General features: G+C 51.9%; 15 protein-coding genes and 3 tRNA genes. 9 read left to right on the forward strand and 9 right to left on the reverse strand.

Annotation, left to right across the window (positions count from 1 at the left end):
- Window positions 1-15: 15 nt before the first annotated feature.
- Window positions 16-92, forward strand: a tRNA-Pro gene (locus ACGS9J_RS04680).
- 1,113 nt (window positions 93-1,205) lie between these two features.
- Window positions 1,206-2,363, forward strand: a complete 1,158-nt coding sequence (locus ACGS9J_RS04685; protein WP_442229862.1) for an acyltransferase family protein — start codon at window positions 1,206-1,208, stop codon at window positions 2,361-2,363.
- Window positions 2,364-2,546: 183 nt separating this feature from the next.
- Here the strand turns inward: ACGS9J_RS04685 and ACGS9J_RS04690 are convergent.
- From ACGS9J_RS04690 to ACGS9J_RS04705, 4 genes are all read right to left on the reverse strand, one after another.
- A tRNA-Thr gene (locus tag ACGS9J_RS04690) sits at window positions 2,547-2,622 on the reverse strand.
- A gap of 6 nt (window positions 2,623-2,628) precedes the next feature.
- Window positions 2,629-2,716, reverse strand: a tRNA-Ser gene (locus tag ACGS9J_RS04695).
- Between the two features lie 157 nt (window positions 2,717-2,873).
- On the reverse strand, window positions 2,874-3,203 hold the full coding sequence (osmE, locus tag ACGS9J_RS04700) for an osmotically-inducible lipoprotein OsmE (RefSeq protein ID WP_041414766.1): 330 nt from the start codon (window positions 3,201-3,203) through the stop codon (window positions 2,874-2,876).
- Between the two features lie 67 nt (window positions 3,204-3,270).
- Window positions 3,271-4,683, reverse strand: coding sequence for a PepSY-associated TM helix domain-containing protein (locus ACGS9J_RS04705; RefSeq protein WP_442229863.1), 1,413 nt, complete (start codon window positions 4,681-4,683; stop codon window positions 3,271-3,273).
- Window positions 4,684-4,850: 167 nt separating this feature from the next.
- Between ACGS9J_RS04705 and ACGS9J_RS04710 the strand changes: the two genes are divergently transcribed.
- Window positions 4,851-5,291, forward strand: a complete 441-nt coding sequence (locus ACGS9J_RS04710; RefSeq protein ID WP_442229864.1) for a DUF2946 domain-containing protein — start codon at window positions 4,851-4,853, stop codon at window positions 5,289-5,291.
- A gap of 77 nt (window positions 5,292-5,368) precedes the next feature.
- On the opposite strand, the gene ACGS9J_RS04715 is transcribed toward ACGS9J_RS04710, so the two are convergent.
- On the reverse strand, window positions 5,369-5,836 hold the full coding sequence (locus tag ACGS9J_RS04715) for a nuclear transport factor 2 family protein (RefSeq protein ID WP_442229865.1): 468 nt from the start codon (window positions 5,834-5,836) through the stop codon (window positions 5,369-5,371).
- Window positions 5,837-5,950: 114 nt separating this feature from the next.
- Here ACGS9J_RS04715 and ACGS9J_RS04720 point away from each other — a divergent pair, with 114 nt between their 5' ends.
- A complete protein-coding gene (locus tag ACGS9J_RS04720) occupies window positions 5,951-6,529 on the forward strand; it encodes a TetR/AcrR family transcriptional regulator (protein ID WP_442229866.1) in 579 nt (192 codons plus the stop codon).
- On the opposite strand, the gene ACGS9J_RS04725 is transcribed toward ACGS9J_RS04720, so the two are convergent.
- Complete coding sequence (locus ACGS9J_RS04725; RefSeq protein WP_442229867.1) at window positions 6,523-6,939, reverse strand: VOC family protein; 417 nt, start codon at window positions 6,937-6,939, stop codon at window positions 6,523-6,525. The genes ACGS9J_RS04720 and ACGS9J_RS04725 overlap by 7 nt on opposite strands.
- A 153-nt stretch (window positions 6,940-7,092) precedes the next feature.
- A complete protein-coding gene (locus ACGS9J_RS04730; RefSeq protein WP_442229868.1) occupies window positions 7,093-8,205 on the reverse strand; it encodes a porin OmpC in 1,113 nt (370 codons plus the stop codon).
- A 720-nt stretch (window positions 8,206-8,925) separates the two neighbouring features.
- Here ACGS9J_RS04730 and ACGS9J_RS04735 point away from each other — a divergent pair.
- Genes ACGS9J_RS04735 through rcsB form a run of 4 tightly spaced genes read left to right on the forward strand, consistent with a single transcriptional unit; the run spans window position 8,926 to window position 13,907 of the window.
- On the forward strand, window positions 8,926-9,330 hold the full coding sequence (locus tag ACGS9J_RS04735; RefSeq protein WP_442229869.1) for a DUF4186 domain-containing protein: 405 nt from the start codon (window positions 8,926-8,928) through the stop codon (window positions 9,328-9,330).
- A 55-nt stretch (window positions 9,331-9,385) separates the two neighbouring features.
- The gene (locus ACGS9J_RS04740; RefSeq protein WP_442229870.1) at window positions 9,386-10,540 is read left to right on the forward strand and encodes an MFS transporter; all 1,155 of its coding nucleotides are present in this window, start codon (window positions 9,386-9,388) and stop codon (window positions 10,538-10,540) included.
- Window positions 10,541-10,561: 21 nt separating this feature from the next.
- Complete coding sequence (gene rcsD / locus ACGS9J_RS04745) at window positions 10,562-13,264, forward strand: phosphotransferase RcsD (protein WP_442229871.1); 2,703 nt, start codon at window positions 10,562-10,564, stop codon at window positions 13,262-13,264.
- Window positions 13,257-13,907: a response regulator transcription factor RcsB gene (gene rcsB / locus ACGS9J_RS04750; RefSeq protein WP_004947156.1), complete on the forward strand. Its 651-nt coding sequence runs from the start codon at window positions 13,257-13,259 to the stop codon at window positions 13,905-13,907. Before rcsD ends, rcsB begins: the two co-directional genes overlap by 8 nt.
- Window positions 13,908-13,959: 52 nt before the next feature.
- On the opposite strand, the gene rcsC is transcribed toward rcsB, so the two are convergent.
- Both rcsC and gyrA read right to left on the reverse strand, forming a co-directional pair.
- Window positions 13,960-16,830, reverse strand: coding sequence for a two-component system sensor histidine kinase RcsC (gene rcsC, locus ACGS9J_RS04755; RefSeq protein ID WP_442229872.1), 2,871 nt, complete (start codon window positions 16,828-16,830; stop codon window positions 13,960-13,962).
- Between the two features lie 164 nt (window positions 16,831-16,994).
- Window positions 16,995-19,646, reverse strand: coding sequence for a DNA topoisomerase (ATP-hydrolyzing) subunit A (gyrA, locus tag ACGS9J_RS04760; protein WP_442229873.1), 2,652 nt, complete (start codon window positions 19,644-19,646; stop codon window positions 16,995-16,997).
- 212 nt (window positions 19,647-19,858) lie between these two features.
- On the opposite strand from gyrA, the gene ubiG reads away from it, so the two are divergent.
- Window positions 19,859-20,584 carry a bifunctional 2-polyprenyl-6-hydroxyphenol methylase/3-demethylubiquinol 3-O-methyltransferase UbiG gene (ubiG, locus tag ACGS9J_RS04765; RefSeq protein ID WP_442229874.1) on the forward strand — a complete coding sequence of 242 codons (726 nt, stop codon included), beginning with the start codon at window positions 19,859-19,861 and terminating at the stop codon, window positions 20,582-20,584.
- Window positions 20,585-20,806: the final 222 nt, after the last annotated feature.

Below are 20,806 nucleotides of genomic sequence, written 5' to 3' on the forward strand. Positions count from 1 at the left end.
GATTTGCCATAGCGTCGGCATGTAGCGCAGCTTGGTAGCGCACCGTCATGGGGTGTCGGGGGTCGGAGGTTCGAATCCTCTCATGCCGACCAAAAATCCTTCTAGAAACCAACCCTTTGCGGTTGGTTTTTTTATACCTAAAATTCCTCCAGGGTAAAAACATAGCAAAAGGCCCCTAAAATACGCCGTTTTTATCCCCTTACTTACCCTAAATCAGCATCGAAAAGGGTTGGTTATACACAGTAACGTAAAATAAATAGGCTACATTGGAAGGAATAGCTGATGCAATACTCGCTAAGAGCAATGCGTAGAGATTCAAGTAGTCGACAGCAGGACTGGGAGATCCTAACAACTGTATTTTTAGTTTGATTGGGTTAGATGCTGGATAAAGAAAGTCATAACATTGTCTTGTTACTGAATTTTCATACAGTAATGGCTCAAATTTTTAGTGGGGGAAACGCTAGGAAATCACTCGGGAGGTAGAATATTGCTCGGTAACTAAAGAGTGTTTCTGCATTTTCTATAAATACAATCGGCTAAGGCTCGCCCCTTATCCGGTGTAAAAGCATGCCAAGCTACAATCGAGGAGTTGTTAATGGTAGGATAGCAAAAAGATGTGACCGGCGATGATGAACAAAGCTAATGCGATCCTCAGTAGATTCATTACGTTACCAATTTTAAATGAAAACGATACTCCACGTTTTTTAACATATTAGCAATAAGAATATTCGTATAGACCGGGGAAGTATGAATTTTAACAGGATGTTTACCAGATTTGCGGCCTTAGTCTCCGCTGCCTCCATACTCACAGGCTTCACTCACTGGCCTGATGTCATGTTCATCTCAAGTTGTGTGATGCTTGTTCTCTGGGCTCACGCCGAATGGGACTGGAGAAGGAAGAAATAACTCCGCCCAAGCCATCGTTCGTTGCCTTGGGCCCTCCCCTGAGGAATGAGAAGATTCGTATCCTCCCATGCTAACCAGAAGTACTTAGAGAGGCCAACCCTTTGCAGTTGGTTTTTTTATGTCTACCATATCCGTAACTCCCTGTTGAATAAACATTTCAAACTGGGTCGCAAGATTCAAACCCATATTCAGATTTCCCCCAGTAACCATTCTAAATCGGCCTGCTATACTGAAAAATCAACAAAATTCACCTGCATACGGATAACTGCTTATGAAATACCGTTCAGCGAGGCTTGCCAATGCAACCTGTTAAAAAATGGTCACAGGAGTTGGAAGGGCTGCGTGGTCTTGCCTCCTTTTGGGTTGTTTTGGGCCATATTTGTATTTTAACCAGTTTCCATTTTCCTATCCTTTCCGACCCAGCAATCGGTGTCGACTTGTTCATTTTGCTCTCTGGGTACTTGATGGCAAAAAACTATGTGGAACGTAAGGAGAAAGAACCCTGGACTGACAGAGCGACCTTTAAGAAGTTTTGGCTGCGCCGTTTCTTTCGCATCGCCCCGCTTTACTACGTACTTTTGATTTTAGCCATTGCATTTGGCAACTACTTCGGTGAAGCACGCGACATTATTGGTCATTTCTACAATGAAACTCAAACAAATAGCTCGCGTTACAGTGACTCTTCATTCTTGAATGTATTCACCCATGTCACGTTTTTGTTTGGTTTCCTGCCGAATTTCTCATTTAATACCGTGCTACCTGACTGGAGTATCGGCCTGGAAATGCAATTTTATTTCCTTTTCCCCTTCATTATGTTAGCCGTAATGCGTCTGGGCTTTGCCCGAGCCTGCTTAGCGATCATTCTATTGTGTATTATTGCCAAGCAGCTGTTCTCTAGTTACTTCTCTTCGTTTCCGATGCCATCAATGATTTTGATAAAACTGCATCTGTTCATTGCCGGCATGTTTATTTCAGAAGCCATTCGGGCCAAGAAACTCAAGTATGTTGTTTTTGCTTTAGCTTCAGCTTTCATCAGCATCTATATGCAGGATAGCTTCAACAAGATCCGTTTCCTTGCCGAAATTGGTATGATTTTAATGATGGCAGCTATTCTTTGGCCATGGGGTGAAGGAAGTCGTTGGAACAGTACGTTACGTTATCCACGTTGGTTGCTGACAAACAAGATCAGCGTCCTTATGGGTGATGTTTCCTACTCTGTCTATTTGCTGCACTTGTTAATCGTGCTTCCAGTCATCGCATTCCTGCTATCAAACACCCAATTTGCCGGATTGCCTTCCATAGTGCGATTTATCACAGCCTCCGCCATTATTCTCCCTGTCACTTATGGGATCGCGGCACTGCTGTATAAGTTTATCGAGAAGCCAGGAATTAAGCTAGGTAAGAGCGTGATTAGCCGTAGTGAAGCAAAAAATCGTAGCCCTGTTGTAACTGATTGACAGGGGCTATGAACTGGCACAGCGACTTAAACCCGGTCTTTTCGCGCCGGGTTTTTTTATTATTCTCCGTAAAACTGACTCAGCCAATCTGATGACATTTATCTGCAACCGAAACGAAAAAACCCAGTAATCCGAAGATTCCTGGGGTTTCGCAGACGTGGTTAAACGCCTGTACTGCTTATATGGTGCCGGCTACCGGAGTCGAACTGGTGACCTACTGATTACAAGTCAGTTGCTCTACCTACTGAGCTAAGCCGGCTAAATTTGGCGGAAGGACAGAGATTCGAACTCTGGGAGCTGTTACACTCGACGGTTTTCAAGACCGTTGCCTTAAACCACTCGGCCATCCTTCCAATGGGCGCAGATATTAGCGCTACCGTTATGAAATGTCTATCGTTTCGTGCAAAAAAATGCAGGAAAAAGCGCGTTTGCTTAAACTTCATGCCACTAACGGTTAAAAAATGAAAAACCCCGCAAATGCGGGGCTGAATCATTCGCTACCGCGGGGGGTTATTTTGGCTGTGAATCGTAATCAGAGCAGGTCTGATACCCTTTGTTCATCACATGGCCGGTGTCGCTGTAGCTAACAAAATAGGTTTGCACTTTCCCGTCACGCGGCGCAACCGCGTAGGTGTCGCAGGTCCCCTGCGCATGAACCAGGGTCGCCGTAGTTGACGGTGGACCGGCAATGGCTCGTACCTGCTGTTTGGTCATCCCTACTTTGACATCACTGACCACAGGCTCCTGAACGTAACTGGCGGCTCTGTCATAAGCCGTACAGCCGGCAAGAATAGAAAATGTCGCTGCTGTGCAAACGGCTAAAATCAGCTTGTTCGTCATAGTTTGTCCTCTTGGAGTTCGTTTGTTGTGCTCTAAGTCTAGAAGAGGGAAGGCTTTTCTACAAATTTCACTTTGTCGATAGGTGCGATTTTCGCCGCCGCACAGCCAGATACCCCAGCAAATCGCACAGCAGAAATACCAACAGACTAACGCCCATCACCGGCAGGCAAAAACCCAATAACAGAGTAAGACTGACAATCAGCAGCAGGGGCCCTTTCGGCGTGTTACGCAGCAACGTAAAAGGTGAACGCACTGACTTGCGCGCACCCCGCGTTGGTCGGCCACGCCACCACATCAGGTAACCCATCACCACCATCGCCACCAGCCCGGCAGCAAAGGTCACCAGCACCAACTCATTGACCAGACCGAACAAGACGCCCATATGCAAGTCGATCCCCCAACGCGTTAATTTAGCCGCGAGTGGGTATTGTTCGAAACTGACGCGATCGGCAATGATCATTGTTGCGGGATCGATCGCAACGACATCAACCTGCGTCGGCCAACGGCGATCGATTTCCATTACCGTCCAGGCCTGCCCCGCCGCTGTCGGCTGCTTGATTTCGACCCTGGCGGCGTCAATCCCTGCCTGTCGCGCACCGGCCAAGGCTCTGTCATACATCGCCTCGTCCAGAGACGGTTCCGCCTTCGACATCGGCATCATGTGGCCATGATGTTCTGCATGTTCATCAACAGGCTCTGTGATCTGCCCACCGAGCGCCGTCGACAGTGAGGGGGTCGCCCAACCGAATTGCTGACGCAGCACGCTGATGTTTTCACCGGCCCACTGTGACCAGGTCAGCCCGGTGGCGGAGAAGAACAGCAGACCGATTAATAGCAGTACACCGCTTTTCTCATGCCACCAACGCAAACCGCCGCGTTTACGCATCGCCTTCTTGCGCTTGCGCGCCCCCCAGAGGATCAGGCCGCCCAGCGCGGCAATCCACAACCAGGACGCCGCCAGCTCGCTGTAATTGCGCCCCACATCCCCCAGCAACAAGCCGCGATGAAATTGGTCCAGCCAGGTGCGCAGCGGCAGTACGCCACTGGTGCCATAAACTGCCATTGCCCCGTGCGTTTGCGCCGTAACCGGATCGACAAATACCGCCAAACGTTCCGAAGCCTGTAACCCGGCGATGTTAAATAGCACCCGGGTATTCTCGCCATCGGCAGGAGATGGGCGTACCGCCGAAAGAGAGGCGTTTAGCGGAGCGATCGCCTGAGCAGCCATAATTTGCTGTTTTAACGGCAGCGTCGGTCCGGTGCTGTCGTTATATAACTGCTGAGCATACAAACGGGCTTCAATTTGCGGCGTCAATGCGTAAAATATTCCGCTCAATGCCGCAATAAGCAAAAACGGCCCGACAAACAGACCAATATAAAAATGGATCCGCATTGCCAACGGAATAAACCAGCTACGAGTGGTCACCTGCGGGTTAATATCCTGGGCAGCAGCAAGCAACGCAAAATTGCGTTCAGACATGATAAGTCAGCCGTGGTCAAATGAATATAATTCGAAATCTACCCGAATTATATTCATTTAACAAATAGATTTCTTCTCCGTTTAGCTTAATTCTCATTAATGTTACAATAGAGGCACAACTGCCGACATTACCATTCCTTTACTCTTTGCCCCTGGAAGGCCCCTTGATGAAACTGTCAACTCAATCTATGCGAACACTGGCCTGGTTAGGCCTGTTCGCTATGCTGATGATATTCATCGCGCCATCCATCTCTGCCCATCTCTCAAAAAATAACATTGATAACAATGAGATGATGAACATGCCCATGAGCGGCGAGCATACCGAACCTATGGCAATGATGAGCCATGGCGCGGCGAATAGCCCACCGACAGAGCACAACATGGCGGATATGGCCGCCGGTGCCTGTTTTGATTTCTGCGGCTACTGCAGTTTGTTTCATCATAGCCCACCGTTAGCCACGTTGCCGTCAGCGGTGCCTGCGCTTACTATTCAACGTGCCCCCGTTATTATTTCCGCCATTTATCGAATTATTATCCTGCCGGTCTTTCCGCCTTACCAAACTCGAGCCCCACCGTTATTCCCGCCCCGCTCTGTTAAACATTTCTAATTTATATGCCTTTTTTATTTAGGTAGGGTTATTTATGCCAAGAATTAAATAAAAACTCGGCATAAATTAATTTTCATTCAGAAACCAAACTCGCTCAGGGCCGCAATATCATCCGGGCGACGGCCTAACGGCCAGTGGAATTGACGATCCTGCTCGCGGATGGGCATATCATTGATGCAAGCGTGTCGGTTTATCATCTGACCATCAGAATTAAACTCCCAGTTCTCATTGCCAAAACTGCGGTACCAATTGCCGGAATCATCACGCCATTCGTAGGCGAAACGCACCGCGATACGTGCGCCATCAAATGCCCACAACTCCTTGATCAGCCTATATTCCAGTTCCTTCGCCCATTTACGTTGCAAGAATGCGCAAACGGCCTCCCGGCCATCGACAAACTCAGCCCGGTTGCGCCAATGCGTATCGACAGAATAGACCTGCGATACCCGTTCAGGGTCACGGCTGTTCCAGGCATCCTCCGCCAAACGGACTTTCTCAATCGCCGATTCGCGGGTAAAGGGCGGTAATGGGGGTTTGATACTCATAGCTTATCTCCGGGGGTTATCTTGATGTAGACAGGTTTGTCTACATAATTAAGCTAGCGCAAGTAGACAGAGCTGTCTACAATCATCGAGGTCAATCTTTCTGGAGGTGTTTTGATGTCCGCTGCCACCCAAGCTCTGCCCCCGCGTCAGCGCATTCTGCTGACGGCCCACAATCTGTTTTACCGCGATGGGGTACGCGCGACCGGCATCGATCGCATCATCAGCGAGTCTGGCGTGGCGAAGGTGACCTTCTATCGCCACTTCCCCAGTAAAAACGAGTTGATTGAAGCATTTCTGACCTACCGCCATGAGCAATGGCTGAGCTGGTTCAGTCAGTCGCTGGCGCAGCAGGTCACACAGCTTGGGAACGTCTTGCTCGCTTTGGTGCCTTGTCTCGAGGAATGGTTCAGCGATCCGCACTACCGCGGCTGCGCTTTTATCAATACGGCGGTAGAACTGGCGGATATGTTACCGGAGAGTCTGGATATAGCACGCCGACACAAGGGGCAAATGGCCGAGGAAATCGCCCGCCACCTGCCCGTTGGCCCTGTGCGGGAACAGCGGGCAGAGATGCTGGCAATGCTGATCGACGGGGCGATCGTCAAGGTGCAAATAGAGCAGCAGCCGCAGAATGCGTTGCTGTTGCTGAATGAAACGCTGAAGGCATTAGCCAAGGTTTGGCAGGATCAGTAATTGGCCCAGATCCCCGGTGTCACCAGTTCCAGCAGGTGTCCATCGGGGTCGCGGAAATAAAGACTCTCCCCGCCGTGCTCCCAACTCATTCGCCCTTCTATCTCGATGCCGTGTGCCGTCAGGTGTTGCTCCCACTGCGGCAACTGTTCTTTCGCCACCGCCAGCCCGATATGCAAAGGGCCGTTGCCGTCGTGCGGGGGAATGTAGCCCTCAGGATAATGCGCGCCTTTAAGCGAATCGCCTTCAATAAACAGCAGCAACACGCTTTGTTGGCCGACGTTGTAGGCGCGAAAACGTTCGTTGGCCACCATCGTCGGCAGCTTTAACACCTGCTGATAGAAAGCTGCGGCCCGCTCAATATCCTTGACGTACAATACCGTTTCAATCACCCGGTCGATCGTGAGTTCCATACTAACCTCCTGATTTATCTATACGAAAGAAGTTTAGATAAGGCATTGAACATCAAAATGGCAATCTGTGCCCTGCTCATGCCAATTCGTGCCGAACCGCAGGCAAAAAAAACGCGGCCCGAAGGCCGCGTGGTGACACTCACACTCTGTTGCTTAGAACTGGTAAACCAGACCCACAGCAACCACGTTGTCGGTGTTGATACCGGCAGACTTGGTGAAGTCGTTGTCGTCCAGCAGGTTGATTTTGTAGTCAACGTAGGTGGACATGTTTTTGTTGAAGTAGTAGGTCGCGCCCACATCAACATATTTCATCAGGTCCTGATCGCCATAACCGCGCTCGATATTTTTGCCTTTAGACTGCAGGTAAGCAACGGAAGGACGCAGACCGAAGTCGAACTGGTATTGTGCAACAATTTCAACGTTCTGTGCTTTGTTGGCGTAGCCGTAAGTCGAGCTGTCGCTGCTGCCGAAGCGGGTTGCATTATAAGATTGGGTATACATCGCTGCCAGGTAGACATTGTTCGCGTCATATTTCAGGCCGCCGCTGTAAGCCTCTGCCTTATCACCATGGCCAAGAATGCCGGGGTTGTTATTGCCGTTCTGATCGTTAGTACGGTCGGAAGAGAAATATGCCGCTGCAGCACTGATGCCGTAACCCAGATCATAGGTGGCGGACATACCGTAACCGTCACCATTTTGGGCTAACACGTCACGGCCGTTGTTCGATTCGGTGGCGCTGTCATTTTTGCCCTGATATTGCAGCGCAAAGCTCAGACCATCAACCAGACCAAAGAAATCGCTATTGCGGTAAGTCAGCACACCGTTGGTACGTTGGAACATGAAGTTATCCGCACCATAGGTGTCACCACCGAACTCAGGCAGCACGTCGGTCCATGCGCCGATATCGTAAAGCACGCCATAGTTACGGCCGTAGTCCAGTGAGCCATAGTCGCCAAATTTCAGACCAGCAAAACCAACACGAGTGAAGTTTTTGTTGTCTTCACTCTCTGCATGGTTGAGGTTCGCCTGATATTCCCACTCGCCGTAACCGGTCAGTTGGTCGCTGATTTGAGTTTCGCCACGCAGGCCGAAACGCATATAAGACTGATCGCCATCAGAGCCTTTATCATCAGAGAAATAATGAAGACCGTCGACTTTACCGAACAAATCCAGTTTATTGCCGTCTTTGTTGTAGATTTCTGCCGCGCCTGCTGTGCCTGCAACCAGCAGTGCGGGTACTACCAGAGAGAGAACTCGAAGTTTCATCGTTATTATCCTCGTTAATTATGTCGAGCTATGGCCACTGCCCTTTTGAGCATTATTAGCACGACTGTGCATTACCATTCTGGTAACAAGGGTAATATTAATCCAGAAAGAAAATGATACCAAGTATCCGATAGTGTTTCAGTGTGATTATTAAAGGTTTCCAAATGTAAACTTGAGCGAACTTCCACAAAACATTACAGACACACAAAATAAGGCACGCAATGCCAAAAAACACATTTAAAGATATAAAATCATATAGTTATACAAAAGTTTAAGAAAAAACAGATAGCCATACAAAAGTCGCCTGCAATAAGCACATTGTGCCAAAAGAATTTCATAACGCTGCCGTTATAATAATCCCGCTATCATCATTATTTTCATTATTACCTTCATTATCTGTAAGATAATTTTTGTACACTGAGTACACTTCAACCGGCTTCTGGCCGGTTTTTTATTGCCTCACATTTTGCTCACATTTCATCTCAATGCGCACTCTATGCCAAAAAATAATCACATCAAGATATTATCCCTCTAATTAACTTCCGCACTAATAGCTAATCTTTTCCCTTATTTTAGACTACATATTAACCGCGTTAATTTAGAAAGCACTCTATCGCTTAAATATCTGCAGCTTGGCGCGGCTCCCCTTTGTTGCGACAACATTGGTCGCGTCGCTTCTATTTTGATAATCTACCCCAAATGCACCGAAGAAGATGATCCATGCTATTTCACCCCGAAGCGCTATGGCGTCGGTTACAAAGCTCCCCTTTCCGCGCCAAATTTCGCCTGAACCCCAAAGACCAGCTTTATTTTGAAACCAAAGGTCTGCCGCTGATCCTCAGCCACGCGCGAGATTTTATCGAACAACGGCTGGCGCCCCCTTTTCCGAAAAATGATGGCAAGCAGACCCCCATGCGGGGCCATCCGGTGTTTGTTGCCCAGCATGCTACCGCCACCTGTTGTCGCGGCTGTCTGGCCAAGTGGCATAACATTCCGCAGGGGCAAGCGCTGGACGAGCAGCAAAAGCAGTATATTGTGCAGGTCATTAGCCTGTGGCTGGAGCGTCGCGCGGTCGCAAAGGCCGATGGCAGCGCAAATCCTTTCGACCCGGATCGCGGATTGTGATAAAAACACTCCATAACTTTCAGCCCGCATTTCCACAATAGATCCTGATGCCTACATGACCTCCACCTTGTGCAATGAACAGCAAAAACCCGGCGTACCGGCTCAGTTCGCCACGCGATTAGCCTTTTTTGTCGCCGGTTTCGGTATGGCCGCCTGGGCGCCACTGGTGCCGTTTGCCAAAGCTCGCATCGGCATTGATGATGGCTCTCTGGGTCTGCTGCTGCTGTGCATTGGTGCCGGTTCGATGTTGGCGATGCCACTCACCGGTTACCTGACCGGCAGATTAGGCTGTCGCCCGGTGATCTTGCTCGCCGGCCTGGCGCTGTGCATTGACTTACCGCTGCTGGTGCTGATGGATACCACCACGGGCATGGCATTGGCGCTGCTGCTGTTTGGCGCGGCTATCGGCATGATCGATGTGGCAATGAATGTGCAGGCCGTGGTGGTTGAACGTGCCAGCGGCAAGGCCATGATGTCCGGTTTTCATGGTTTCTTCAGCGTGGGCGGCATTGCCGGCGCCGGGGGCGTCAGCATAATGTTGTGGCTGGGGCTGTCCCCCTTGCTGGCAACCTGCGTCACCGTCTTAACCATCGCTGCCCTGCTGGCGCTTGCCAGCCGAAACTTGCTGCGCGAAAGCGGCGGCGAAGAAGGCGGCCCGATGTTCGTGCTGCCACGTGGCTGGGTGATGTTTATCGGTATTCTGTGCTTTATCATGTTCCTGGCTGAAGGATCGATGCTCGACTGGAGCGCCCTGTTCCTCACCACCTTACGCGGCGTGGATCACAGCCAGGCCGGATTAGGCTACGCGCTGTTCTCTATTACCATGACCATTGGCAGGCTGAACGGCGATTGGGTGGTAAACCGACTGGGCAGATATAAGGTATTACTGCTCGGCAGCCTGTGTGCCGCCATTGGCCTGAGCCTGGCGATTGTGTTCAATAACGCCATGGTCTCGCTGATTGGGTTTATGCTGGTGGGATTGGGGGCCTCTAATGTGGTGCCGATTCTGTTCAGTGCAGCAGGCAATCAGCATGATATGCCCGCCAATCTGGCTATCGCCTCGGTGACCACCGTAGGCTATGCCGGCATTCTCGCCGGTCCGGCGCTGATCGGCTTTATCGCCCAGTTCTCCAGCCTGACGGCAGCCTTTGCCTGCGTTGCAGTCTTACTTTTGGCGGTCACCGCCAGCGCCCGGGCCGTAACCCGTTGATTCAGGAATGCGCAGTCAACTATGCAAAATAAACAACTGACCATTAGCTCGAGCAATATCACCCGCTGCTTCCTGTTATTCACCGTACTGCTGACGATTGCCATCGGCCTGTACGGCTACAACTACACCAACGCTTGGCTGGCGGAGAAAAAATACGCGCTGAACAGCATCGCCAATGGGCTGCAAAAGCGCATCGACAGCTATCGCTACATCACCTATCAGATTTACGACAAATACGGCAATGCGCCCTCCCTGAACGTCGACCCCAGCCTGCAGGAAACCCGGCTGCGACCGGACGTTTATTATCTGGAAAAGCCGCATAAGAAAACCGACGCAGTCATTTTTGGCAGCCATGAAGAAGGGACATTGGCGATGATCGCCAATATTTCAGACTATCTGGATACCCGCTGGGGCGCCAAGACTGAAAATTACGCCATGTATTACCTGAATGGCCAGGACAACAGCCTGAGTCTGATCACCACTCAGCCGTTAAAAGAGCTGGCCTCACGCTTTAAAGAAAGTTACCTGACCACATCGGCGGAAGATCGTCGGGCCGAAATGCTGCAACAGGCAAACATGCTCGACGAGCGTGAAAGCTTCTCTGCCTTGCGCAAGCAACGCTTCCAGAATGCCTATTCATTTTCCATCCGCACCACCTTTAACCAACCGGGGCATTTGGCCACGGTGATCGCCTTCGATCTGCCGATTAACGACATCATTCCCATTAATATGGCGCGCGCCAGCTTTATGCTGCTGCCTGATGATAACAATCTGGACGACGGCACGCTGCCGATGGATACGGCCAGCAACACCGGCATATCGATGAACGGTAACTGGTTAGAGTTTAGCGCTCCCCTGCCTAACGCACCGCTGAAAGTGGTTTACCGCGTCTCCGCTATCAGCCTGGCGATTGATTTGCTGCGTAACAATATCTGGCTGATCGCCATCAACCTGTTGCTGTTGGCGCTGTCGCTGGCCGGTATTTACTTCATCCGTCGCCAATACATCCGCCCAAGCGAAAACATGGCGGTCGAATTGGAAGCCGAGCGCGCCCTGAATCAAGAGATCGTCGCCAGTCTGCCTTCCGGCCTGCTGGTGTACAACTTCGCCAGCAATACGGTGATCGCCAGCAATAAGATTGCCCAGCACCTGCTGCCTCACCTCAGCCTGCAAAAAATCGCCCACATGGCCGAACAGCATCATGGCGTTATTCAGGCGACGGTCAACAACGAGGTGTATGAAATCCGCATCTTCCGCAGCCAACTGTCGCCGGAAACCTATCTGTTCCTGCTGAACGATCAGGACAAGGAAGTGATGGTAAACAAGCGGTTGCAGCAGGCGCAGCGCGAGTACGACAAGAACGTGCAGGCGCGCAAACTGATGCTGCATAATCTGGGTATCGAGCTGAACCAGCCGGTGCGCCAAATGCACGATCTGGCCGATCGCCTGCGCACGCAACCGGATGAAGAACAGCAGCAAACGCTGCTAAAAGAATTAACCGCGCAATCGTCGTCGGTGCTGGGGTTGATTGAAAACATCACCCTGCTCACCCGGCTGGAAACCCAGGATTGGCAACCTTCGCGCCACCCCTTCAGCCCGTCGGCCCTGATTGATGAGTTGTTGCGAGAGGCCCTGCCCGCCATCAATCAAAAAGGGCTGTCGTTGTTCAATCATTTCCAGCTGGATGTCGAACAGCAATATATCGGTGATGCTAACGCATTGCGCAAGGTGATCTCACTGCTGGTGCATTACGCCATTATCACGACCGCCTACGGCAAGATTTCGCTGGTGGTTGATCATGAACCCGAGCATCCCGATCGCCTGGTGTTCCACATCAATGATACCGGCTCGGGCATTTCCAACGAGGAAATCAGCAACCTGAACTATCCGTTCCTTAGCCAGACGTTGGTGGATCGCTTTAATCATGGTTCCGGCCTCACCTTCTTCCTGTGCAACCAGCTGTGCAAAAAACTCAACGGCCAGTTGGATATCCGCAGCAAGGTGGATATCGGCACCCGCTACACCATCCGCGTGCCGATGGAAATGGAGAAAAAGGATACGGAAGCACAGGAAAAACTGCTCGACGGCGTGACCGCGCTGTTGGACATCACGTCTGAAGAAGTGCGCGGTATTGTTACCCACTTGCTGCATGCCTACGGCGCGAGCTGCATCATTGCCGATGAACGTCAGATTAATCGCGACTACGACGTGCTGCTGACCGACAACCCGCAAAGGGCTGACGATTACACCCTGCTGCTGACCAGTGATGAAGCGGGATGGCAGCAGCTTGAAAAACGGTATATTCGGGTAAACTATAACCTGAGTGGTGCAATGATCGACGCCGTGTTGATGCTGATTGAGCAGCAAATGGCCGCGTTGGAACAGCAGGAAAGCCCGCTTTCGTTGACCGTGGATGACATCCAAGCCTATGAAAAACAATTGAAATCAAGTGATTACTATGGCCTGTTTGTCGATACAGTACCCGATGATATCAAAAAACTGTATACTGAGGCGGGCAGCAGTGATTACAACGCTCTGTCACAGACAGCACACCGCCTGAAAGGCGTGTTTGCCATGTTAAATCTGCTTCCCGGCAAGCAACTGTGTGAATCGTTAGAACAGCACATCGCAGACGGTGATGCGCTCAAGATCGAGAATAACATCAGTCAGATTGATTTTTTCGTCAGCAGACTGCTGGAGCAAGGTAGCCAACAACATGAATAACCTGAACGTAATTATTGCTGATGACCATCCTATCGTATTGTTTGGCATCCGGAAGTCACTTGAGCAAATTGAATGGGTGAATGTCGTTGGGGAGTTTGAAGACTCAACAGCACTGATCAACAATCTGTCCAAGCTGGACGCCAACGTACTGATCACCGACCTTTCCATGCCGGGCGATAAATATGGCGACGGCATTACGCTGATCAAATACATCAAACGCCATTATCCGCAGTTGTCGATCATCGTTCTGACCATGAACAACAACCCGGCAATTCTCAGCGCCGTGCTGGATCTGGATATCGAAGGTATCGTACTGAAACAGGGTGCGCCTACCGACCTGCCGAAAGCGCTGGCCGCACTGCAAAAAGGCAAGAAGTTCACGCCGGAAAGCGTCTCCAAGCTGTTGGAGAGGATCAGCGCCAGTGGTTATGGTGACAAACGTCTGTCGCCGAAAGAGAGCGAAGTATTGCGCCTGTTCGCCGAAGGTTTCCTGGTGACCGAGATCGCCAAGAAACTCAATCGCAGCATCAAAACCATCAGTAGCCAGAAGAAATCGGCGATGATGAAGCTGGGTGTCGAGAACGATATTGCGCTGCTCAACTACCTCTCTTCCGTCAGCATGGCACCGCTGGACAAAGAGTAAATATCGGTAGTTAAGTGACGAGGGCGCGGCAAAATGCCGCGCCCTTTTACTTTCAGGCGTCTTCCGACTCGGTGCGCAGGCGGCGCACCTGCTGACTGTAATACGCCAATGTTTGATCCAGCGTTTCCAGCGTTACCGGTTTCGACAAGCAGTTATCCATACCCGCCTCAATACAGCGCTGTTTCTCTTCCGCCAGGGCATTCGCCGTCACGCCGATCACCGGTGAAGTAAAGTGCAACTGACGCAGGCGCTGAGTCAGACGATACCCATCCATGTTCGGCATGTTGACGTCGGTCAGCACGATATCGACGGTATTGCGATTCAGCACATCCAGCGCATCCACCCCGTCATTGGCCGTCACCACCTGGTAGCCCAACGAGCTAAGCTGATCGGACAGCAACCGACGGTTGATCGGATGATCGTCCACCACCAGTAAATGAATATCACCGTTGTCGACCAGGCTGGCCTTGGCCGGTAACGGCAATTGCATCAGGGTATTGCCGCTTTCATCTTGGGTGCCAAACAGGCGGTTGAGCAGCACCAGGGTTTCACGCGGCGTCGAGGTACTGTGCATCCAGTAACCCGGTCGCGTTTCCTGCGACGGGCCAATGTGCTCGATAGAAAATTGGATCTGCGCCAACAGCGGCGTATTGACCATCAGCGGATGATCGCTGAGCATCACCTCCCCTTCGGTGGTGTCTTGCCCCTGATAACGGACTACCGTAGCGCCATATCCCCCCAGGATCGCCATCAGATAACTTTCCAGCCGCTGGTTGCGGATATCCAGCCACAGCGTTTTGCCTTGCCAGGTATCGCTGGGTTGCGGGATCGGGAACTGGGCGCTAAACAGGGGAATGCGGATGGTAAACAGGCTGCCTAATCCCGGCTCGGATTCAACGGCGATGTCGCCGTCCATCATGTTGATCAACTTCTCGCAAATCGCCAACCCCAGACCGGTTCCCTGGAAATGGCGCTGTACACCGCTGCCCACCTGGAAGAACGGGTCAAACAGACGGGTAATTTCTTTCTCCGGAATGCCGACCCCGGTATCGCGAACGCTGAACTCCAGATAGCTGCCGCGCGTGCACACTTGCAGAATAATACAGCCGGTATCGGTGAACTTAATGGCATTGTTCAGCAGGTTGGACAACACCTGCTGCAGTCGCACCGGGTCACCGGAAATCCGTTCCGGGACGTTTTGCTCGATGAAACAGTACAGCCCCAACCGCTTCTTCACCACCAACGGCAAGTAGTTGCCGGCGATGTGGGTGATCACCTCCAGGCAGGAGAATTCACGCGGTTCAATCTTCAACTGCTCGGATTCAATTTTGGAGAAATCCAGAATGTCGCTGATGATCTTCAACAGCAGGCCGGAAGAGTTGTTCATCGCATTGACCAGCCGATCAACCCCCTGTGGCAACGCCTTGGTCTGCAGTAAATCGAGGTTGCCGATGATGCCGTACAACGGCGTCCGCAGCTCGTGGCTGACGGTTGCCAGGAACATCGATTTGGATTGGCTGGCCTGCTCTGCCGCGGCGGCCATCTCTTGCAGCGACTCTTCCATTTTCACGCGGGCGCTGACATCCACCAGCACACAGATCGCCACGTCCTCATTACGGTAACGGGAATGAACGAAGCTGATTTGCAGGTTATTGTTATTGCTGGTCATCACATCGACAAAATTCACCTGCTGTTCGCAGATGATGCGTGTAATGCGGTCACGGTCTTCGTGAGTCAGCAGATTAATGTAGTTGTGCGCCAGTTCGTTACTCAGAATGTTGGTGCCGTCGCTGATGCGCAGAATACAAATCCCCACCGGCGCCGAGGCGACAATTTTGCGGTTGAACTGTTCATGCTCCTCCAGCCGGAAGGCATTGTCCTCCGCCGGCAGGAACATTTTGCGCTCGAACAACCAGGCCAGGGTGAACAGCACGATGGCGGACAGCAGATTCAGCAGCACCGCATTGAGGATCAACATTTTGAAGCGCTCAACCACCGTTTTCACCGGCACCGCATACACGATGCTGAGCGATGATGGCGGCAGTGCCTTTTTCATGATGAGATCGCGGTAATTATCGACGTAACCAAAGTAGGCTTGTTCCGTCGGATAACTGTCAGGCGCTTGCGCATTGCGCTCACCATCCGCCAGCTGCAGTATCGGTTCGTTGTTCTCATCCAGCAGGGTGACGGCGATCGGCAGGTTGCCGGTGGTCACGAAGTCTTCCAGACGTATCGTCTGCTCAATGCCCAGCAACGCTTCCAGCTTGGAGCCAATATAGATTGGCGTCAGCACATACAGATAGCCGACGTCCGGCCGCTGCTGGCTTGGGCTGACCCAGTAAAGATTATTGTCTTTATCCTGGTTCTTGGCGTTGCGATATTTAAGGATGCGCTCATGCAGGGTTTTCAGCGCGTCGGCTCGGTTGGCCACACCGCTGCCGCCACCGAATTCCGCCATGCACAGGCTATCGCCACCGATGAAAAATACCCGGTTGAGATCGTAGGCCGCGACGAAATTCTCTTTCCAGTACTGGATCAGTCCGCTCAGTGAACTGAGCGAGCTGCGGTAAGTGATATTGAGAGAACAGTTAGACTCAGGGTACAGCGGGAAAAACTCCGGCGGGTTACTCTTGCCGGGAAAGATGCCGCTGAACATATCCATGCTGCTGACCGAGCCATTAAGGCGGTTTTCCGCCATATATTTGATATCACGAATGATATCGGCAGAATGACGGATGTAGCCCTGTGCCTGATCAAAATTCAGATTGTAGTCCTGCCGGATATCAGATTCTTTCTGATGCAGGATATTCAGGATATAGAAGGTGGTGAGCAAGGCACCCAACGACCACAGCATTATCGCCAGCACCCGGAACAGATAGCGGGATATCTTTAACGTGGTGCGAAAAGAGGCTAAATATTTCAATCGGATACCATACGAAAGTGAGTGGCGACCAGCGCGTTCATATCAGAGCCGAGAGCTCTGGCTTGAGTCCGGTAATTAAACCATATAACTGAAAAAGGGCCTAGCATCGCTGCCAGGCCCTGTATTCATCTGTGCAATAGGGGCGATATACCGCCCACTACGGCTTAGGCGTTGTTATCATCCGCGTCGTCTACCGCTTCAGAATCGTCGTCGCCTTCGTCCAGCGGCGCTGCGTCTTCTTCCACTTCTTCCGCACCCGGTTCGAGGCTATCCAGCTCTTCGTCTTCCACCGGTTCGGCAACACGCTGCAGACCAACGACATTCTCGTCTTCCGCAGTACGGATCAGCGTCACACCCTGGGTGTTACGGCCAACCACGCTGACTTCCGATACGCGAGTACGCACCAGCGTACCGGCGTCGGTGATCATCATGATCTGATCGGTAGTATCCACCTGTACCGCACCCACCACCTGACCATTACGCTCGCTCACCTTAATGGAGATAACCCCTTGGGTAGCGCGTGACTTGGTTGGGTATTCGGTGACCGCAGTACGTTTACCGTAGCCGTTCTGGGTGACGGTCAGAATATCGCCTTCACCACGTGGCACAATCAGGGAAATAACGCTGTCGCCTTCGCCCAGATTAATACCGCGCACACCGGTAGCCGTACGGCCCATAGAACGCACCTGCGTTTCTGGGAAGCGCACCACTTTACCGTTGGCGGAGAACAGCATAACTTCGTTGCTGCCGTCGGTCAGGTCAACACCAATCAGCTCGTCACCCTCATTGAGGTTAACGGCGATGATGCCGGCGCTGCGTGGGCGGCTGAAATCGGTCAACGCCGTTTTCTTCACGGTGCCGCTGGCGGTCGCCATAAACACGTGACGCCCTTCTTCATACTCGCGCACCGGCAGAATGGCGGTGATACGTTCATTGGCTTCCAACGGCAACAAGTTGACGATTGGACGACCGCGCGCGCCACGGCTGGCTTCAGGCAGTTGATACACCTTCATCCAGTACAGACGACCACGGCTGGAGAAGCACAGGATCGTATCGTGGGTGTTGGCCACCAACAGGCGATCGATAAAGTCTTCTTCTTTGATACGTGCCGCTGACTTGCCTTTACCGCCACGGCGTTGCGCTTCATAGTCGCTCAGCGGCTGATACTTCACATAGCCCTGGTGCGACAGCGTAACTACCACGTCTTCCTGGTTGATCAGGTCTTCGATATTAATATCTGAAGTGTTGGCGGTGATCTCGGTACGGCGGCCGTCGTTGTACAGCTCTTTAACTGCCACCAACTCTTCGCGGATCACTTCCATCAGACGATCTGGGTTTTCCAGAATAAAGATCAGCTCGGCGATGGCAGTCAGCAGTTCTTTATACTCGTCCAGCAGCTTTTCGTGCTCCAGGCCGGTCAGTTTCTGCAGACGCAGATCCAAAATCGCCTGAGCTTGCTGCTCGGTCAGATGATATTTGCCGTCACGGATACCGAACTCCGGCTCCAGCCACTCTGGGCGAGCAGCGTTGTCACCGGCACGCTCCAGCATGGAGGCGACATTGCCAAGATCCCATGCCTGAGCAACCAATCCCGCTTTAGCTTCTGAAGGGGTTGGCGCACGACGGATCAATTCAATGATCGGATCGATGTTCGCCAGGGCGATCGCCAACGCTTCCAGGATATGGGCGCGATCGCGAGCTTTACGCAGTTCAAAGATGGTACGACGGGTAACCACTTCACGACGGTGACGAACAAACGCCTGCAAAATGTCTTTCAGGTTCAGCAACTTCGGCTGGCCCTGATGCAACGCCACCATGTTGATACCGAAGGTGACCTGCAGCTGAGTCAGCGAGTACAGGTTGTTCAGTACCACTTCGCCGACCGCATCGCGTTTGATTTCAACCACGATACGCATGCCGTCTTTGTCAGACTCGTCACGCAGTGCACTGATGCCTTCCACGCGTTTTTCTTTGACCAGTTCGGCGATCTTCTCGATCAGACGCGCCTTGTTCACCTGATACGGGATCTCGTGAACAATGATGGTTTCGCGACCGGTTTTGGCATCGGCTTCTACTTCGGCGCGTGCGCGCAGGTAGATTTTACCGCGCCCGGTACGGTAGGCCTCTTCGATACCACGGCGACCGTTGATGATCGCCGCCGTCGGAAAGTCCGGCCCCGGGATGTGTTCCATCAGGCCTTCGATGCTGATGTTTTCATCATCGATATAAGCCAGGCAGCCGTTGATAACCTCTGACAGGTTATGCGGCGGAATGTTGGTGGCCATGCCCACGGCGATACCCGACGAGCCGTTAACCAGCAGGTTCGGGATCTTGGTTGGCATCACGGCAGGGATCTGCTCGGTGCCATCGTAGTTAGGCACGAAGTCGACGGTTTCTTTTTCCAGATCCGCCAGCAATTCGTGAGCAATTTTGGACATGCGCACTTCGGTGTAACGCATCGCCGCGGCGGAGTCGCCATCGACGGAACCGAAGTTGCCCTGGCCGTCCACCAGCATATAGCGCAGTGAGAACGGTTGAGCCATACGTACGATGGTGTCGTAAACCGCGCTGTCACCGTGTGGGTGATATTTACCGATAACGTCCCCGACGACACGGGCCGATTTCTTGTATGGTTTATTCCAGTCGTTACCCAATACACTCATCGCGTACAGAACGCGGCGGTGTACCGGCTTCAGTCCATCACGAACATCTGGCAGCGCACGTCCGACAATTACGGACATCGCGTAGTCCAGATACGAATTTTTCAACTCGTCTTCGATGTTTACCGGTGTGATTTCTCTGGCAAGGTCGCTCATGGAGCTGCTATCCCTCTACTAATGATTCATCTGCCCGCTGCCATAGTGGCAAAGGTGTAAAACTATATCACAAAGCACGCTTTACGGGAAAATAACCGCCGCTGTTTAACGGAAATTGTGCATATATGTGCGCTAAAAATGCATCGGCGCAGACGGCGCTGCGCCGGAACATGTATAATCCGCGCAACGAGAACCAGGAGCCAAATACGCCCATGAATGCAGAATCATCCAGCCAAGCGCAAAACGTAGACCATCAGGAAATCGCCAAGTTCGAGGCCGTGGCCTCACGCTGGTGGGATTTGGAAGGTGAGTTCAAGCCACTGCACCGCATCAACCCGCTGCGCCTGAATTACATCCTGCAGCGCTCAGGCGGCATTTTTGACAAAACCGTACTCGACGTTGGCTGCGGCGGCGGCATTTTGGCGGAAAGCATGGCGCGTGAAGGCGCGAAAGTCACTGGATTGGACATGGGCGCCGAGCCATTGCAAGTTGCCCGGTTACACGCGCTGGAAACCGGCATGAATGTGAATTACGTTCAGGAAACGGTGGAGAGCCATGCGCAGGCCAACCCGCAGAAATATGACGTTGTGACCTGCATGGAAATGCTGGAGCACGTTCCCGATCCGGCTTCGGTGGTGCGTGCCTGCGCTCATCTGGTGAAACCGGGCGGCCATGTGTTCTTCTCCACTATCAACCGCAACACCAAGGCCTGGCTGATGGCGGTCATCGGTGCGGAATATGTTCTGAAGATGGTGCCGCAGGGCACTCACGACCATAAGAAATTCATCCGCCCTTCTGAACTGATCGGCTGGATTGACGGCACGCCGCTGCGCGAAAAGCACATGATTGGCCTGCATTACAATCCGCTCACCGACCATTTCAAGCTGGGTGGCAATGTTGATGTGAACTATATGGTACATACTCAGCACGAAGGCTAAGCCCCCTGGCCCGCACCGGGACTGGCTCTGCCGGCTCCGGTGCGCACGCCTTATTAGGATAAATACCTAATTTGTACGCTTTCGATCAAAACAAGCGTTTTAAACAGTTTTTAAGAATATTAAATCAGATCAATATGCCGTTTTTTTCTAACGTTTAATAAAGCGGCAAACGATCACGTTTTTGTGATCACAGGGAAAATCTTATCCCGCTTATTGACAAGC

This window comes from Serratia quinivorans, from assembly GCF_052113645.1.
GTDB classification, from domain to species: Bacteria; Pseudomonadota; Gammaproteobacteria; order Enterobacterales; family Enterobacteriaceae; genus Serratia; species Serratia quinivorans_B.

What these genes read in the sequence shown, in the direction of transcription:
- osmE (WP_041414766.1), bottom strand. Translation starts at nt 3,203, where the DNA reads ATGACGAACAAGCTGATTTTAGCCGTTTGCACAGCAGCGACATTTTCT.
- rcsB (WP_004947156.1), top strand. Translation starts at nt 13,257, where the DNA reads ATGAATAACCTGAACGTAATTATTGCTGATGACCATCCTATCGTATTG.
- ACGS9J_RS04735 (WP_442229869.1), top strand. Translation starts at nt 8,926, where the DNA reads ATGCTATTTCACCCCGAAGCGCTATGGCGTCGGTTACAAAGCTCCCCT.
- rcsD (WP_442229871.1), top strand. Translation starts at nt 10,562, where the DNA reads ATGCAAAATAAACAACTGACCATTAGCTCGAGCAATATCACCCGCTGC.
- ACGS9J_RS04725 (WP_442229867.1), bottom strand. Translation starts at nt 6,939, where the DNA reads ATGGAACTCACGATCGACCGGGTGATTGAAACGGTATTGTACGTCAAG.
- ACGS9J_RS04730 (WP_442229868.1), bottom strand. Translation starts at nt 8,205, where the DNA reads ATGAAACTTCGAGTTCTCTCTCTGGTAGTACCCGCACTGCTGGTTGCA.
- ACGS9J_RS04740 (WP_442229870.1), top strand. Translation starts at nt 9,386, where the DNA reads ATGACCTCCACCTTGTGCAATGAACAGCAAAAACCCGGCGTACCGGCT.
- ACGS9J_RS04720 (WP_442229866.1), top strand. Translation starts at nt 5,951, where the DNA reads ATGTCCGCTGCCACCCAAGCTCTGCCCCCGCGTCAGCGCATTCTGCTG.
- ACGS9J_RS04685 (WP_442229862.1), top strand. Translation starts at nt 1,206, where the DNA reads ATGCAACCTGTTAAAAAATGGTCACAGGAGTTGGAAGGGCTGCGTGGT.
- ubiG (WP_442229874.1), top strand. Translation starts at nt 19,859, where the DNA reads ATGAATGCAGAATCATCCAGCCAAGCGCAAAACGTAGACCATCAGGAA.
- ACGS9J_RS04710 (WP_442229864.1), top strand. Translation starts at nt 4,851, where the DNA reads ATGAAACTGTCAACTCAATCTATGCGAACACTGGCCTGGTTAGGCCTG.
- ACGS9J_RS04705 (WP_442229863.1), bottom strand. Translation starts at nt 4,683, where the DNA reads ATGTCTGAACGCAATTTTGCGTTGCTTGCTGCTGCCCAGGATATTAAC.
- gyrA (WP_442229873.1), bottom strand. Translation starts at nt 19,646, where the DNA reads ATGAGCGACCTTGCCAGAGAAATCACACCGGTAAACATCGAAGACGAG.
- ACGS9J_RS04715 (WP_442229865.1), bottom strand. Translation starts at nt 5,836, where the DNA reads ATGAGTATCAAACCCCCATTACCGCCCTTTACCCGCGAATCGGCGATT.